The organism is Formivibrio sp. oc-25, assembly GCF_055810895.1.
On sequence record NZ_JBVVOL010000007.1, the window covers coordinates 1 to 15,488 of the forward strand.

16 protein-coding genes are annotated in these 15,488 nt (G+C 57.7%); 6 read left to right on the forward strand and 10 right to left on the reverse strand.

Annotated features, from left to right (window positions below; genetic code table 11):
• Window positions 1-215: 215 nt before the first annotated feature.
• The 10 genes from AC0KVQ_RS06195 to AC0KVQ_RS06240 form a co-directional block, all read right to left on the reverse strand.
• Window positions 216-1,154 carry a sugar kinase gene (locus tag AC0KVQ_RS06195; RefSeq protein WP_473420272.1) on the reverse strand — a complete coding sequence of 313 codons (939 nt, stop codon included), beginning with the start codon at window positions 1,152-1,154 and terminating at the stop codon, window positions 216-218.
• Window positions 1,155-1,233: 79 nt separating this feature from the next.
• Window positions 1,234-2,103, reverse strand: coding sequence for a DNA-binding transcriptional regulator KdgR (kdgR, locus tag AC0KVQ_RS06200; RefSeq protein ID WP_473420273.1), 870 nt, complete (start codon window positions 2,101-2,103; stop codon window positions 1,234-1,236).
• A 210-nt stretch (window positions 2,104-2,313) separates the two neighbouring features.
• Window positions 2,314-3,027: a FadR/GntR family transcriptional regulator gene (locus tag AC0KVQ_RS06205; RefSeq protein ID WP_473420274.1), complete on the reverse strand. Its 714-nt coding sequence runs from the start codon at window positions 3,025-3,027 to the stop codon at window positions 2,314-2,316.
• A gap of 102 nt (window positions 3,028-3,129) precedes the next feature.
• Window positions 3,130-4,272: an ABC transporter permease gene (locus AC0KVQ_RS06210; protein WP_473420275.1), complete on the reverse strand. Its 1,143-nt coding sequence runs from the start codon at window positions 4,270-4,272 to the stop codon at window positions 3,130-3,132.
• On the reverse strand, window positions 4,269-5,198 hold the full coding sequence (locus AC0KVQ_RS06215; protein ID WP_473420276.1) for an ABC transporter ATP-binding protein: 930 nt from the start codon (window positions 5,196-5,198) through the stop codon (window positions 4,269-4,271). The genes AC0KVQ_RS06210 and AC0KVQ_RS06215 overlap by 4 nt, the downstream gene beginning before the upstream one ends.
• Entirely contained in the window at window positions 5,195-6,142 is a 948-nt protein-coding gene (locus AC0KVQ_RS06220) for an HlyD family secretion protein (RefSeq protein ID WP_473420277.1), read from the reverse strand. Before AC0KVQ_RS06220 ends, AC0KVQ_RS06215 begins: the two co-directional genes overlap by 4 nt.
• 12 nt (window positions 6,143-6,154) lie before the next feature.
• Window positions 6,155-6,550, reverse strand: coding sequence for an RNA-binding S4 domain-containing protein (locus tag AC0KVQ_RS06225; RefSeq protein WP_473420278.1), 396 nt, complete (start codon window positions 6,548-6,550; stop codon window positions 6,155-6,157).
• 67 nt (window positions 6,551-6,617) lie between these two features.
• On the reverse strand, window positions 6,618-8,432 hold the full coding sequence (gene typA, locus AC0KVQ_RS06230) for a translational GTPase TypA (protein WP_473420279.1): 1,815 nt from the start codon (window positions 8,430-8,432) through the stop codon (window positions 6,618-6,620).
• A 131-nt stretch (window positions 8,433-8,563) separates the two neighbouring features.
• Window positions 8,564-9,199 (reverse strand): CoA pyrophosphatase, encoded by a 636-nt coding sequence (locus AC0KVQ_RS06235; RefSeq protein ID WP_473420280.1) that lies wholly within the window; start codon window positions 9,197-9,199, stop codon window positions 8,564-8,566.
• Window positions 9,196-9,816 carry a trimeric intracellular cation channel family protein gene (locus AC0KVQ_RS06240; protein ID WP_473420281.1) on the reverse strand — a complete coding sequence of 207 codons (621 nt, stop codon included), beginning with the start codon at window positions 9,814-9,816 and terminating at the stop codon, window positions 9,196-9,198. Before AC0KVQ_RS06240 ends, AC0KVQ_RS06235 begins: the two co-directional genes overlap by 4 nt.
• A gap of 90 nt (window positions 9,817-9,906) precedes the next feature.
• On the opposite strand from AC0KVQ_RS06240, the gene metG reads away from it, so the two are divergent.
• From metG to AC0KVQ_RS06270, 6 genes are all read left to right on the forward strand, one after another.
• Window positions 9,907-11,931, forward strand: a complete 2,025-nt coding sequence (metG, locus tag AC0KVQ_RS06245) for a methionine--tRNA ligase (protein ID WP_473420282.1) — start codon at window positions 9,907-9,909, stop codon at window positions 11,929-11,931.
• A gap of 48 nt (window positions 11,932-11,979) precedes the next feature.
• Window positions 11,980-12,267, forward strand: coding sequence for an acylphosphatase (locus AC0KVQ_RS06250; RefSeq protein ID WP_473420283.1), 288 nt, complete (start codon window positions 11,980-11,982; stop codon window positions 12,265-12,267).
• A 12-nt stretch (window positions 12,268-12,279) separates the two neighbouring features.
• The gene (locus AC0KVQ_RS06255) at window positions 12,280-13,353 is read left to right on the forward strand and encodes a class I SAM-dependent methyltransferase (RefSeq protein WP_473420284.1); all 1,074 of its coding nucleotides are present in this window, start codon (window positions 12,280-12,282) and stop codon (window positions 13,351-13,353) included.
• Window positions 13,354-13,716: 363 nt separating this feature from the next.
• Window positions 13,717-14,454 carry a beta-ketoacyl synthase chain length factor gene (locus AC0KVQ_RS06260; RefSeq protein ID WP_473420285.1) on the forward strand — a complete coding sequence of 246 codons (738 nt, stop codon included), beginning with the start codon at window positions 13,717-13,719 and terminating at the stop codon, window positions 14,452-14,454.
• Between the two features lie 3 nt (window positions 14,455-14,457).
• Window positions 14,458-15,225, forward strand: coding sequence for a lysophospholipid acyltransferase family protein (locus tag AC0KVQ_RS06265; protein ID WP_473420286.1), 768 nt, complete (start codon window positions 14,458-14,460; stop codon window positions 15,223-15,225).
• On the forward strand, window positions 15,218-15,478 hold the full coding sequence (locus AC0KVQ_RS06270) for a phosphopantetheine-binding protein (protein WP_473420287.1): 261 nt from the start codon (window positions 15,218-15,220) through the stop codon (window positions 15,476-15,478). Before AC0KVQ_RS06265 ends, AC0KVQ_RS06270 begins: the two co-directional genes overlap by 8 nt.
• The last annotated feature ends 10 nt before the right edge of the window (window positions 15,479-15,488 follow it).

Here is a 15,488-nt window from a genome sequence, read left to right on the forward strand (position 1 = left end):
CAGTCCACGAAGCCGCGCAGGAAGTTGCCTTCGCCTATCTGCAGAATATTGATCGGGCCTGATGATAGCGGACCGTGAGCAACGTTCAGCGCACCACTTGCCAGCGCTTCTCGGTTCAGTTGTTGCATCGGGGTTCCTCCTAAAACGAATCGATGCGTTTAAAAAAACCGGGTAGCCTTGGCTCCCGGTCCAAAAAATCAGTCAGGCCGTTTTTTTCAAAGCAGATCAGCGGGCATCGCCTCGCGCGGGATGATCGCACCCGGATACTGGATCACCACCGAGGCCATGCGTGCACCGCTGCGGGCTGATTCTTCCGGATCGGCACCTGTCAAGCGCGCAGACAGGTAGCCTGCTGCAAATGAATCGCCTGCGGCGGTCGTATCAACCACCTTTTCCACCTTGAATGCCGGCACATACATAGGATCACTGCCTGCAACGCGAATGATGGCGGGTTCCGCACCGCGCTTGATCACGACCTCGGGCGTTGGCAGGGAAAATGCACGTTCCAGCGCTTTCTGTTCGTCGGTGATGCCAAACAGAGCCATTTCATCATCCAGCGTGATCATGGCGATATCGGCCATTTCATAGGCATGTGCATACCAGGCACGCGCCTCAACCGTCACCGGCCACAAGCGCGACCGGTAGTTATTGTCGTAAATCACCTTGCCGCCACGTTCACGCAGACGCATTGCTGCGCTGAACAGTCGATCACGTGCAGCCGCATCCAGAATCGCCAGGCTGATACCGCTGAAATACAGGGCATCAATATCATCAAGCTGATCTTCCAGCGGACTGGTATCTGCATTGAAGTAGGCCTTGGCCGCACTCATGTCGCGCCAGTAGTGGAAGGTCCGTTCGCCCGTTTCATCCACCTGGATGGTATACAGGCCGGGCATGCGGCCCTGTTCACGCTTGATCAGGCTGGTATCGATACCTTCCGCTTCCCACGCGCGCACCATGGCATCACTGAACGGGTCGATACCCAGATCCGTTGCATAGGAAACCTGCACCCCTTTATGACTAGCAAGGCGTGAGAGATACACAGCCGTATTGAGGGTATCGCCACCAAACGCTTGCTGCATCAGGCCGAACATCTGGCCACGCAATTCGATCATGCATTCGCCCAGTAGGGCGATTCGGCAAACTCGCTTCATTCGTAAAAAAACCCTGCTCTATAAGACGCCGCATCGACGCCGGTTTGAGTTAACCGGAGCAGAGATCAGCTCCGGTCCGTCAGAAGGGATAATGCGCACAGCCCAACTGGCCTGATATGTTGCGGGCAGTTTGGTGCAACATGGATACGTACTCTCCCTGGCGAACCGAATTGTATCTGAAGACTGGTAAGGCCATGCTTAGACCAGCGACAACATTCTGCAAATAATCAAAGATTGGAACCGCCAAACAGCACAGATTTTGATCAAATTCCTGGATATCCAGGGCATAACCCCGTTGACAAACCTGCTGCAGCATTTGCCGAAACCCAGACAATCCCTGTTTTGCGAGCAACCCATCTGGTCTGAATTGCAGACCAGATAGAAGCGTATCAGAAATTTCTCGCGGCGTGAATGCCAACAATACTTTTCCTGCGGCAGAACAATGGGCAGGGATATGCTGGCCGATCCTGAATCCAAGATTGACGATGCCAGGAGAATCCACCTTATGGAGGTAAACCACATCCGTATCGACCAACGTGGAAAGATGCAGCGTTTCCTGGCAATTCACAGACAGCAGGCGCATTTCCCTATCGGCGATCTTGAGCAGATCCGGATGTTCCAGCGCCTTGCTACCCAGATCAAACAGCCGCATGGTGACGCTGTAGCGCTCACTTTCCTGCTCCTGATCGACATATCCCAGCGACTTCATGGTCTGCAAAAATCGGTACACCGTGGCTTTGGGCATGGCCAGGCGTTGCGATATTTCCGATACACCCATGGTGCGCTGCTCGGCCAATGCATTCAGGATGCCAAACACCTTGAGCACGGCTGCCACGGAATCCGGCTGGTTTGCATCAGCCTGATCATCCGTCGCTCGCGCATCCGCACGCACCGGCATGCGCTGCCGACCGGAAACTGAAACACCGTTTCCCTCTACAAGAAAAGTCATTTCATCCTCCACACACACTTCAAAAAAACCGCCCTGCTCAGGCAAGGCGGGTAGCTATTCAGACGGCCCGAATGGATCAAAGGCTTAATGGCCGGACCACTGCGCGCGAGGATAGCTTTTTTGCGCGGGGCCGGTAAAGCACAAGGCCACCGAATCAGCAAAAAGCAAAAGGGGCCGCAGCCCCTTTTTGGATATCAGAATCTATTCAATTCAGACCATGAAACGCTTGATCACATGGGATTGATGGGTTTTCATCGCTTCGCGTGCTGCATCCGCATCACCAGCTTTGATCGCTTCCAGCACGGCACGGTGATCTTCCACGGTTTGCACCTTGAGCTCGCGCTTGCTGAAATGCTTTTCCGTACGGCGGAAGATCGGTGAAAACTGCCGCTTGCGCAGCGCCTCGACCATCTCGGCCAGCACGTAGTTGCCGGTGGATTCCGCAATTCGCATATGGAAATCCCAATCAGCAGCGGACAAGCGCTCTTCATCGAGCGGGCTTGTACTGTTCACGATTTCAGCCATGCGGTTTACAGCTTCTTCGATGCCTGCAATCTGCTGTGGCGTAGCGCTTTTAGCCGCCATGGCCGCCACTTCGCCTTCCAGCATTGCACGCGCACCGATTAACTGGAACGGGCTGTCGTAATCCTTGTCTTCCTCTTCATCCAGCACCCCCCTGCCGTGGTGCTCTTCCCGGTGCGGCAGCACCAGCACACCGTTGCCGACACGAATCTCGACCAGGCCGGAGACTTCAAGCGCAATCAATGCTTCACGCACCGAAGAACGGCTGACGCCCAGCTGCTGCGCCAGATCACGTTCTGCAGGCAGGTAGGTACCGGGTGCAAACTCGCCACTCTTGATGTGGCTGGCAAGCAGGTCCGCGATTTGTTTATAGAGACGTTTGGGTTGCAAGGTAGGCAGCACGATAAGATTCCTGTTCGATGTGTCGTGGCCAATCATCCACAATGGACCGGCCATCCGAACTGATGGCGATATTTTACATGACAGATAATCAAAATGTGCCGATCAATCCAGCGTCTTGCGGAAACGTTTCAGGCCAACAGCCATGATCACCAGCATAAAGAGCAACAAAGGCCACAAGCTGGGCCAGATTTCGACCAGGCCATTACCCTTGAGCATGATGCCGCGACTCATGCGCATGAAGTGTGTGAGCGGGAGAACTTCACCGATCAACTGCGCCCACTGCGGCATGCCGCGAAACGGAAACATGAAGCCGGACAGCAGCATCGAGGGCAGAAAGAAGAAGAAAGTCATCTGCAGCGCCTGCATCTGGTTGCGCGCCACGCTGGAAACCGTGATGCCCACCACCAGATTGGTCGCAATGAACACCAGCACCACCCCAGCCAACAGCCACAGACTGCCAACAAACGGCACGGCAAACAGCCACTTGGCGGCAGCCAGGATCAGTAGCATTGAAGTCAGGCCGATCAGGATATACGGCACGATCTTGCCCACCATGACTTCGAGCGGCCTCACCGGTGTGGCCAGCAGATTTTCCATGGTGCCGCGTTCGGTTTCGCGCGTCAGCCCAAGCGCGGTCGACATGATCATGGTCATGGTCAGGATCACGCCCATCAGGCCGGGCACCACGTTGTACTGCGAAATGCCTTCCGGGTTGTAGCGGCGATGAATGATCAGATCAACCGGTGCCTTGCCTGCCAACTGCTGATCGGCCACACCTTTCAGATCATGCTGCAGCATGGTGGCAGGCAACTGCTGCAGTGCCGCGATGGCATTGCCGGTGGCGGAAGGATCGGTGGCATCGGCCTCGATCAGCAATTGCGGCCGCTCACCACGAAGCAGCTTGCGTGAAAAATCTGCCGGAATGGTCACGGCGAACTGTGCCTCGCCACGGCGCAGCAACTCGCTGGCCTCTGCATCGCGCCCGCCGACCGAGACAATATCGAAGTAACCACTATTGGCCAGCGCCTGGACAACACTGCGCGAAAATGGGCTCTGCTCGTGCACCACCACGACGGTGGGCAGTCGTTTGGGATCGCCGTTGATGGCATAGCCAAACAGCGTCAATTGCAGCAAGGGAATGCCCACCAGCATGGCAAAAGTCAATCGATCCCGCCGGATCTGGATGAATTCCTTTTTTACGATCGCCAGCAGGCGGGTGAGGCTGAAACGGGCGGGGCTCATCATCGGAAATTGTCCCGCGCCTTGATCATCAGGCGGATGAACAGGTCTTCCAGCTCCGGCTCCCCGACCACCCAGGACTGCAAGGGATTGTGTTTATAGGGCGCAATCGCCACTTCCAGCGCCGCGACATCTTCGCTGCTCACATGCAGGGTATTGCCAAAACGCGTCACCATATCCACGCCCGGATGGTCACGCAGCTGCTGCGCCAGCTCGTGCAAGCCTTCGCCACTGACGCGCCAGGTTACAACTCCGCTATCAGCCACGAGTTCCTTCGGCGTTCCCAGCGCCATCAGCCGGCCATAGGCGATATAGCCAAGACGATGACAACGCTCGGCCTCATCCATGTAATGCGTGGAAACCAGCACCGTCACGCCTTCGGCTGCAAGCTGGTGGATTTCTTCCCAGAAATCGCGCCGCGCCTTGGGGTCTACGCCCGCAGTCGGCTCATCCAGCAGCAACAGCTTGGGTTCATGCAGCATGCAGGCAGCCAAAGCCAGGCGCTGTTTCCAGCCACCGGAAAGTCCGCCGGCCAACTGGTGCTGGCGCGATGCCAGGCCGAGACGCTCCAGCGCCGCATCGACTCGCGGCCTGCGGCGGTCCATGTGGTAGATCTGGGCGATGAAATCGAGATTTTCGCGGATGCTGAGGTCTTCATACAGGCCAAAGCGTTGTGTCATGTAACCGACTTCACGCTTGATCGCAGCGGCCTCGCGCAGGATATCGTAGCCGAGTGTGTGCCCTTCCCCGCCATCGGGCGTGAGCAACCCGCACATCATGCGGATCGTGGTGGTCTTGCCGCTGCCATTGGGGCCGAGAAAACCGAACACTTCGCCGCGCCTGACCTGCATGCAAAGATCATCCACCACGGTTTTATCGCCATAGCGCTTGGTCAATCCGCGCACATCGATCGCCCAGGCAGCGTGCGTCACGGCTGGGCACCCGGCAATACATCTACCGGCAAGCCGGGCGTGAGGCTGGCTGGCTGATCCGGCCGGGCTTCCACCAGGAAAACCAGCTTGGCCCGGCTCTCACGGCTGTAGATCACCGGGGGCGTGAACTCGGCATTCGGAGCCACATATTGCACGCGTGCGGCAAACGGCTGGCAGCCATCACAGCGCACTGTCACCGCCGTCCCAACGGCAAACTGCGGCAATTGTGCCTGCGGGACAAAAAAGCGGATCTTGAGCGCAGACGCTTCACGCAGGCTCACCACCGGGCTGCCGGCAGGCACCCATTCGCCAACCCGGTACAGTGTATCGTCCACCCATGCAGCGACAGGTGCCGTGACGGCTTTCTGATCGAGCCGCCACTGGCTTTGCAGCAACTGCGCCTGGGCGGTTGCCACATCGGCCCTGGCCGCAGTCCGGGCATCGCGGCGCGCCGCCAATTGCGCGACGCGCAACTGTGCTTCGACTTCTTCCAGCCTGGCTGCCTCTGCGCGGACTCGCGCCTGCAGGCTTTCCAGGCTGGCCGTACTGACAAAACCCGAACGCGCCAGCGCACTCTGACGTTTCAGGTCACTCTGTGCCAGGACAAGACTGGCTTGCACGGCAAGCTGCTGCGCCTTGAGCACATCGATTTCTTCCTGGCGCTTGCCTTTGGCCAGATCGGCCAACTGCGCCTCATTGCGCGCAAGCCGCGATTGCGCCTCTGCAACGCCTGCCTGCTCGCTGTCGGCTTCCAGCACGAAAAGGGATTCGCCGGCCTTGACTTCCTGCCCCTTGCTCACCGCCAGCCGGGTCAATCGGCCTGCGATCGGCGCCGCCACCCGCGTGTACTCGGCCTCCATATAGCCGGGAAAGGCAGTCGCATCCTGTTTGGTGCATCCGGCCAGCACAAACATCAGCAGCATGAAGCTCGATGCACGCACCATTGCCTTCTCCCATCAGGAATTATTGCGTTCAAAATAGTGCAACTGGCGCCGCCATTTCTTGGTGGGGCGTCCGCGCACATCCGGATGGTCGAATTGCGGGGCCAGCGCTTTATCTTCTGCTGCCCTTGTCCGCTTTTCGATGCTCTCGGCAGTTTCTTCATATAACAAACGCGCCTGTTCTGCTGGCCCGCGCTTGTCCGACAGCATCCGCACCTGCACCTCGAAATCGCCATGCTGGGTATGGATGCGCAGCATGTCGCCCATCTTGACGGTACGCGCCGGCTTGATCCGATCGCCATTCAGATGCACATGACCACCATCAATCGCCTCGGTAGCCATCGAGCGCGTCTTGAAAAAACGCGCGGCCCACAGCCACTTGTCGATCCGTACCTTGTCGCTTTCATTCATTTTTTCGGCCCAGAAACAAAAACTCCCCGACGCATCGGGGAGTGTCAGGGAGTTTTATTGTCGACGATTACTCGGCGGCACGCAAAGCGCGGCGGCGATCATTCTCGGACAGGTGACGCTTACGGATACGAATGGTCTTAGGCGTAATTTCGACCAGCTCATCATCGTCGATGAACTCAACAGCCGACTCCAGCGTGAGCTTGATCGGAGTAGTCAGACGCACGGCTTCATCGGTACCGGAAGCGCGCACGTTGGTCAGCTTCTTGCCCTTGATCGGGTTCACCACCAGATCGTTGTCGCGGCTGTGAATGCCGATGATCATGCCTTCATACAGCTTCTCGCCCGGGCTCACGAACATGCGACCACGGTCTTCCAGATTCCACAAGGCAAAGGCTACTGCGTCGCCATTTTCCTGCGAGATCAGCACGCCGTTGTGACGACCCGGCATATCCGGCTTGACCGGCGCGTAGTCATCGAACACATGGCTCATCAGGCCGGTACCGCGGGTCATGGTCATGAAGTCACCCTGAAAGCCGATCAGGCCCCGCGCCGGAATATGGTATTCCAGGCGGGTACGGCCCATGCCATCGGATTCCATATTGGTCAGCTCGCCACGACGGCGGCCGATTTCTTCCATCACGGCGCCTTGGTGAGCATCTTCCAGATCGATGGACAGATTTTCATACGGCTCGCACTTCTCGCCGTTGATTTCCTTGTACACCACGCGCGGCTTGCCAACAGCCAGCTCGAAGCCTTCACGACGCATGTTTTCCAGCAGAATGGTCAGGTGCAATTCGCCACGGCCAGAAACGCGGAAGATATCGGTATCGTCAGTATCTTCAACACGCAGTGCAACGTTGGTCAGCAATTCCTTGGTCAGGCGATCACGGATCTGGCGACTGGTCACGAACTTGCCTTCAGTACCGGCCAGCGGCGAGGTATTCACCATGAAATCCATATTCAGTGTCGGCTCATCCACCGTCAGCACTGGCAGGCCGATAGGATTTTCCTTGTCCGAAATTGTGACGCCGATACCGATGTCATCGATACCGGAAATGATGATGATGTCACCGGCTTCAGCCTCTTCAACCGGCACACGCTCAAGCCCCTGGAAACCCAGCACCTGGTTGATGCGGCCCTGGCCGACTTGTTCTTCATGATTCATGACCGCAACCATTTGGCCCGGTTTGATGCGCCCATTCAGGATACGGCCAACGCCAAGACGACCGGTATAGGTCGAGTAATCCAGCTGGGCAATCTGCAATTGCAGCGGCGCATCCGGATCACCCTGTGGCGGGGCAACGTGCGTGAGGATGGTTTCAAACAGCGGACGCATGGTATCGGATGGTGTACCGATATCCAGCGTGGCAAAGCCATTCAGGGCGGAGGCATAGACGATCGGGAAATCCAGCTGCTCGTCGGTGGCATGCAGATTCACGAACAGATCGAAAGTCTGGTTGATCACCCAATCCGGACGAGCGCCCGGACGGTCGATCTTGTTGATCACCACGATCGGACGCAGACCCTGTGCCAACGCTTTCTTGGTCACAAAACGCGTCTGCGGCATCGGGCCTTCAACGGCATCGACCAGCAGCAGCACGCTGTCGACCATGCCGAGCACGCGTTCGACTTCGCCACCGAAATCGGCGTGTCCAGGGGTGTCGACGATATTGATATGCACGCCTTCGTATTCGATGGCAGTGTTCTTGGCCAGAATCGTGATGCCGCGCTCTTTTTCCAGATCGTTGGAATCCATCACCCGCTCGTCAACCTGCTGGTTTTCGCGGAAAGTGCCGGATTGGCGCAGAAGTTTGTCAACCAGGGTGGTTTTGCCATGGTCAACGTGGGCGATGATGGCGATATTGCGGATGGCGCGGGTCATGGATCGATTCGGGTACTTTGGAAAACCTCGGATTTTAGCACGTCCGGATGATTTTCTCGTTACCGCGGCACTATTTCCTTTTGCAACAGGATGTTGCATGGAAGGTCGGCAAACAGGGCCGTTTTCCTGATCTACGGATGGTAAGTCAGATCATCTCGTTCGATCGGCTCGCCCAACGCTCCCAGCAATCGGGCGAAGCCAATCAGCATGCCGGCCGTAGCCCCCCACACCAGTTTGCCCTCGCATTCGATGAAATGCGATTTGATGCGCAGGCTGCCACGCTCGACCCAGCGCCGCTCATACAAGGCCGGATTGAGCAATTGTGCCGCCGGCAATTCGAAAATTTCCTCGACCTCAGAAGGATCGGGGTCCAATCCGGCTTCAGGCCAAACCAGCCCGACGATGGGCGTCACGCAAAACCGGCTGGAAGTCTGATAGAAGCCGAGACTGCCCAGCACCTGCACCCGCTCGGGCGCAAGGCCGATTTCCTCCTGCGATTCGCGCAGCGCAGTCGCCACCGCATCCACATCATGCGGTTCATGCGCACCGCCGGGAAAACTGATCTGACCCGGGTGCGAAGGCAAATGCGCGGCACGGCGCGTCAGCAAGATCGTGACGCCACTCGCACGCGGCACCAGTCCGACCAGTACTGCAGCCGGACGACCCGGCACTGGATCGGGCCGATCAGCACCTTGCGGCTTGTGATCGGTATCGAGCCGCTCGCGCAGCAGTGTCGCCAGCATTTCGGGATCGACGGGCAGGATCATTGCTTCACCTTCGGCAAGCGCAATTCGCGCGAATGCGCGACCAGACGCAACATCAAACCGCACAGGAACAGCCACCACATAGCTGGCGCACCGATCACGCCCAGATGCGTCATCACGTACCAGATGATCGCCACCAGAATCGATACGGTGCCGTAGAAATCTTCATGCAGGATGAACGGAACGTCATTCACCATCATGTCGCGCACCAACCCGCCACCGACCGCCGTCACAAAGGCCAGCAAGCACACACCAAACAGGTTGAGATCCAGATTGATGCCAACCTGGGCGCCGGCCAGACTGAATGCCACCAAGCCGATCGAATCGGCCACGATAAACAGCTTGTAGAGCATGCCACTATTGCGTCGATGCAGCTTGATCAGCCAGGCCAGCGCAAGCGTGGCGAAAATGATGTAGAGCGGGCTGTCGTCGATAAAGATGCGCGGCATGCGCGCAACCAGGACATCGCGGATCATCCCGCCGCCGATGGCAGTCAGCAGAGCAAGGATCATCACCCCCAGCAGATCGAAATGCTTGCGCGCACCGATCAGGTAGCCGGAAATGGTAAAAGAGGCCGTACCGATCAGGTACAGCCAATCGAATTGAAGCAAACCGCGCATGATACTTGCCGAGAAAAAGATGCCTTCAGTTTATCAGTCTTGGCTGCGCTATAATCACGCCTTTATTTTTCCCGCAACAGTCTGCCCACCATGACCCGCAAGATTCTTGTCACCTCTGCCCTGCCGTACGCCAACGGCGCGATCCATCTCGGCCACCTCGTCGAATACATCCAGACCGATATCTGGGTGCGGATGCAGAAGATGCGCGGGAATACCTGCCACTATGTCTGCGCGGACGATACCCACGGCACGCCGGTGATGCTCTCGGCCGAGAAGGCCGGCATCACCCCGGAACAATTGATCGATCGCGTCAATGCCGAGCACCAGGCTGATTTCGCCGGTTTCCATGTCGCATTCGACAACTACTACAGCACGCACTCGCCCGAGAACAAGGAACTGGTCTACCAGATCTACGCGGCACTAAAGGCCGACGGCAAGATCACCAGCCGCACCATCGAGCAGCTCTATGATCCGGAAAAGAACATGTTCCTGCCGGATCGTTTTGTGAAGGGCGAATGCCCGAAATGTGGCGCCAAGGATCAGTACGGCGATTCCTGCGAAGTCTGCAGCGCGACCTACAGCCCGACTGAACTCAAGAACCCTTACTCGGTCGTTTCCGGCGCCAAGCCGGTGCTGAAATCCTCCGAGCACTATTTCTTCAAGCTGGGCGATTGCCAGAATTTCCTGCGTGAATGGACCGCGCAACCGGGCTCGCTGCAACCGGAAGCCGCCAACAAGATGCAGGAATGGCTGGAAGGCGATCTGCGCGACTGGGATATCTCGCGCGATGCGCCCTACTTCGGCTTTGAAATCCCGGATGCGCCGGGCAAGTTCTTCTATGTGTGGCTCGACGCGCCGATTGGCTACCTCGCTTCGTTCAAGAACTACTGCACCAAGAACGGCCTCGATTTCAACGAATACTGGCAAGCGGATTCCCAGACCGAGGTGTATCACTTCATCGGCAAGGATATTCTGTATTTCCACGCCCTGTTCTGGCCGGCCACGCTGAAATACGCCGGCCTGCGCACACCGACCGGCGTGTTTACACACGGCTATCTGACTGTCGGTGGCCAGAAGATGAGCAAGAGCCGCGGCACCTTCATCACCGCCAAGAGCTACCTCGATCAGGGCATGAACGCCGAATGGCTACGTTACTACTACGCCGCCAAGCTCAACAGCAAGATCGAAGATATCGACCTGAATCTGGAAGACTTCGTCGCCCGGGTAAATGCCGATCTGGTAGGCAAGTACATCAACATCGCCAGCCGTGCCGCCGGTTTCATCGCCAAGCGTTTCGGCGGCCAACTGGCAGCCGATCTCGGCGAGCAACCTCTGCTCGCCCGCCTGCAAGCTGCCAGCGATGAAATCGCCAAGACCTTCGAGGCGCGCGAATATGGCCAAGCCATCCGCAGCATCATGGCGCTCGCCGATGAAGTGAACCAGTATGTCGATCAGAACAAGCCGTGGGAAATGGCCAAGCAGGAAGGCCGCGATGCCGAGCTGCAACAGGTCTGCTCGGTGCTGATCAATGCCTTCCGCCTGCTGACCATTTACCTGAAGCCGGTGCTGCCCAAGCTCGCAACGGAAGTTGAAGCCTTCCTCAACATCGCGCCGCTGGTCTGGAGTGATGCGAGCACGCTGCTGACCGGCCACACGATCAACACCTATCAACACCTGATGACCCGCATCGACCCGAAACAGGTCGATGCACTGGTTGAAGCCAACAAACAAAGCCTGGAACCCGCCGTGACTGAACAAGCCAAGCCTGAATACGACATCCCCGCAATTGAACCGACAATTACCATCGACGACTTCATGAAGATCGACCTGCGCGTCGCAAAGATCGTTGAAGCCAAGGCGGTGGAAGGCGCGGACAAGCTGGTATCGCTGACACTCGACATCGGCAGCGAAACCCGCCACGTATTCGCCGGCATCAAATCGGCCTACAAGCCGGAAGACCTGGTTGGCCGCATGACCGTGATGGTTGCCAACCTGGCGCCGCGCAAGATGAAGTTCGGCATGAGCGAGGGCATGGTGCTGGCCGCGGGCGGTGATGGTGGTCTGTACATCCTGACGCCGGATGAAGGTGCGAAACCTGGAATGCGAGTCAAGTAATCGCCATCACCATCAAACCGCTGCATGATCCAATGCAGCGGTTTTTTCATGGGCAACGCAATGATCGCCAAACGGATTCAGGTTTTCGGCCGTGTGCAGGGTGTGGGATTTCGCTGGTTCACCTGCCGCGAAGCGCAGCGGCTTGGCATCTCAGGCTGGGTCAGAAATTTGCGCGATGGCAGCGTTGAAATCCACGCCCAAGGTCCGGAAAGCCTGGTGGATGCACTGCAAGACTGGGTCGGCAAGGGTCCGCCGCATGCCAGGGTCGAAAAACTGCAAGCAAATCCTTGCCAGATCGAGGATGTCACCGGCTTTACCGCGCGCGAAACGGATTAGGCTCTTCTGAATATGAAAACGCTACACAGCAAACGATTCTCCGAAGACATGGGCGCGCTGACTGCGCGCTTTGAAGCGCAAAAAATTGCCTTTGGCCCCGTGGTGTTCCAATGCGCGCGCATTGCCAGGGATAGCGGCATGCTGGCCAGTCTGGATACTGCCGATGCAGGCTTATCGATTGCCGAGCTTGCCGCCAGACACCATTTCAGCGAATACGCAGTCAGCGTGTTGATGGAAACCTGCCTGAGCGCAGGTCTGGTTCGTCTGGAGAATGAACGCTATCTGCTGGAGAAAACCGGCTACTTCATTGCCCGCGATCACCTCACCCAGATAAACATGAACTACATCCAGGATGTGTGTTATCTGGGCCTGAACGATCTGGAAGAAAGCCTGAAAACGGCCAAACCCGCCGGGCTGAAACACCTCGGCCCCTGGTCCAGCATCTACGAGGGCTTGTCGGCCTTGCCCGAGCCGGCGCGCACCGCCTGGTTCGAGTTTGACCACTACTATTCGGACTCCGCCTTTCCTGATGCCCTGCCTCATGTCTTGGCAGACCAGCCCCGGAGGATCATGGATATCGGCGCGAATACCGGCAAATGGGCATTGCATTGCCTTCAGTCTGCACCCCAAGCACAGCTGACCTTGCTTGATCTGCCTATCCAGCTTGAACAAGCCAGAAACACACTCAGTCAGGCCGGCCTGCTGGAACGGGCACACCTGCACGCCATCGACTTGCTCGACACCGAAGCCGCCTTTCCCGCTGGGCAGAATGCCATCTGGATGAGCCAGTTCCTGTCGTGCTTCAGCAAGGACATGATCACCAGCATCTTCAAGCGCGCGGCGAGCTGCCTGGCAGAAGGCGGTGCGGTATATGTGCTGGATACATTCTGGGATCGGCAGCAGCATGATGTGGCCGCCTATTGCCTGATCAACACCTCGCCATATTTCACGACCATGGCCAGTGGTTGCAGCAAAATGTACCGGGCCAGCGACTATATCGCCTGCGCAGACAAGGCCGGACTCAAGCTCGCCGATATCCGCGACAATCTGGGCATTTGTCACTCCTTGCTGAAGTTTGTCGCTTAGAGCCTGTTCACGATCTTTTCACCGCAGCGCCAGACAGGAAAAGGGTTGGCCACAAGGCGAACGACGCTGGCAATAACGGGTTATTTCCAAGACGTTCAACGCAGTGGATGGCCATTTTCCTGCCTGGCCCGGCGGGTTCCGGCCATTGCCGGCAGCCGCCGGCGTTACAAACCGCTTGTGGTACACGTACCACGGCACGGCTTGTGCCTTGGCCTCTATCCGGCACTGCCCTGAACGCTGCGGTGAAATGATCGTGAACAGGCTCTTAGCAGGACCAGAAATACGCGAGGCAGGTACACGCAAGTAGCAGCACCGGTTTCTGTTAGAATCGAAAAATTTTGTAAATCACCCACACATCGCGCCATGCATTTCATCCACGGATCCGCGCCCGGTTTTTCGGTACGCAAATGGGCAGCCTGGGCTCCGGGTCTGGAAAGCCAACAGGACTGGCTCGAATGGCGGATAAATCCGCAATTGCCTGCCGGAGACACCGCGCCGGCTGCGGCACACCTGCCACCACTCTTGAAACGACGAACCTTGCGGCTGGGTCGCATGGCGCTCGAAAGCCTGGCCAGCGTTGCTCAGGATGTAGCGGCAGATACACCCATCATCTTTGCCTCCCGTCACGGCGAGACCCAGCGCTCATTGGGGCTGATCCGCGAATTGATTGCAGAAGGCAGCGTATCGCCACAATCGTTCAGTCTCTCCGTGCACAACGCCACGATCGGGCTCCATACGATTGCCCAGACAAGCCATGCCAACGTCACCGCACTGGCAGGGGGCGCAGCAACCGCACAGGCCATTCTGGTCGAGGCGCTGGGTTTGCTGGCCGATGGCGCAGAATCGGTTCTGGTCGTCGCTTGCGACGAAATCCTGCCTGAATGCTACGCACCGTATGCCGATGAACCTCAGGCGCCGTTCGCCTGGGCCGCCGAACTGGTGGTCGGTGATGAATTCACGCCTGCCGCGCAAATAGGAACATCCGCATTGCCTGCACTGCCGGAACTGCTTGGCCTTTTCCTGTTTTTGATCGACCCACAGCAACCAGCCTGGGGCACAGATGCCTGCGCCCTGCACTGGCGGCGAAGAAATACGGGTTGAATCATGCCGAATCCGGGTCAAATCTGGCGCATTTTCGCGACCGGTTTCTGTTTTGTGATGTTTGGCGCTGGCGGCCTGGCCATCGCCGGCGTTGCCATGCCTTTGCTGCTGTTGATTCCGGATAGACAACGCCGCCAGGGCTTGGCCAGGGAACTCATCCACAGAAGTTTTCAGCTTCATGTCGCCCTGATGTGCATCACCGGTGCCATAGGCTGTGTCATCCATGGCCGTGAAAAATTGCAGCGAGGTGGATTGCTGATCCTGGCCAATCATCCTTCGCTGATCGACGTGGTGATGCTGATTTCCGCCGTCAAGCGCCCCGACTGCATCGTCAAGGCGGCGCTATGGCGTAATCCGTTTACCTGGGGGCCAGTGCGGGCAAGCGGATTCATCAGCAATGCCAACGGCCCCGAAATGGTCGAAGCCGGCATTGCCTCGATAAAAGAGGGTAATAACCTGATCATTTTCCCCGAAGGCACACGCACCCTGCCCGGACAAAAACGCCCGTTTCAACGCGGCGCTGCGAATATCGCCTGCCGCGGCAATCTGGCCATTACCCCGGTTATCATTCGCTGCGCGGAAACCTTTCTGACCAAGGGACAACCGTGGTACAAGGTGCCGCCGCGCAAACCCGTATACGAATTGACCGTGCTGGACGATTTGCCGCCAGCCTGCGAGATAACCGGCCCGGATGAGCCCGCCCGGCAGGCGCGCCGTCTGACGGAATATCTGGAAAACTATTTCTACAAGGAGGTAGCACAACGTGAGTGACCTGATCACCGAGATCAAGGCATTGCTGATCAGCAGCCTGAATCTGGAAGATATCCAGCCCGATGACATCGATACCGATGCCCCGCTGTTTGTCGAAGGCCTGGGGCTGGATTCGATCGATGCGCTGGAGCTGGGCGTGGCCCTGCAACGCCGCTATGGCTTGAGCCTGTCGGCCGATTCCTCTGAGACCCGCAAACATTTTGCCTCGATTGCCGCGTTGGCCAGTTTTGTTGCCAGTAACCGAACCAAATAAGTATCAGGAA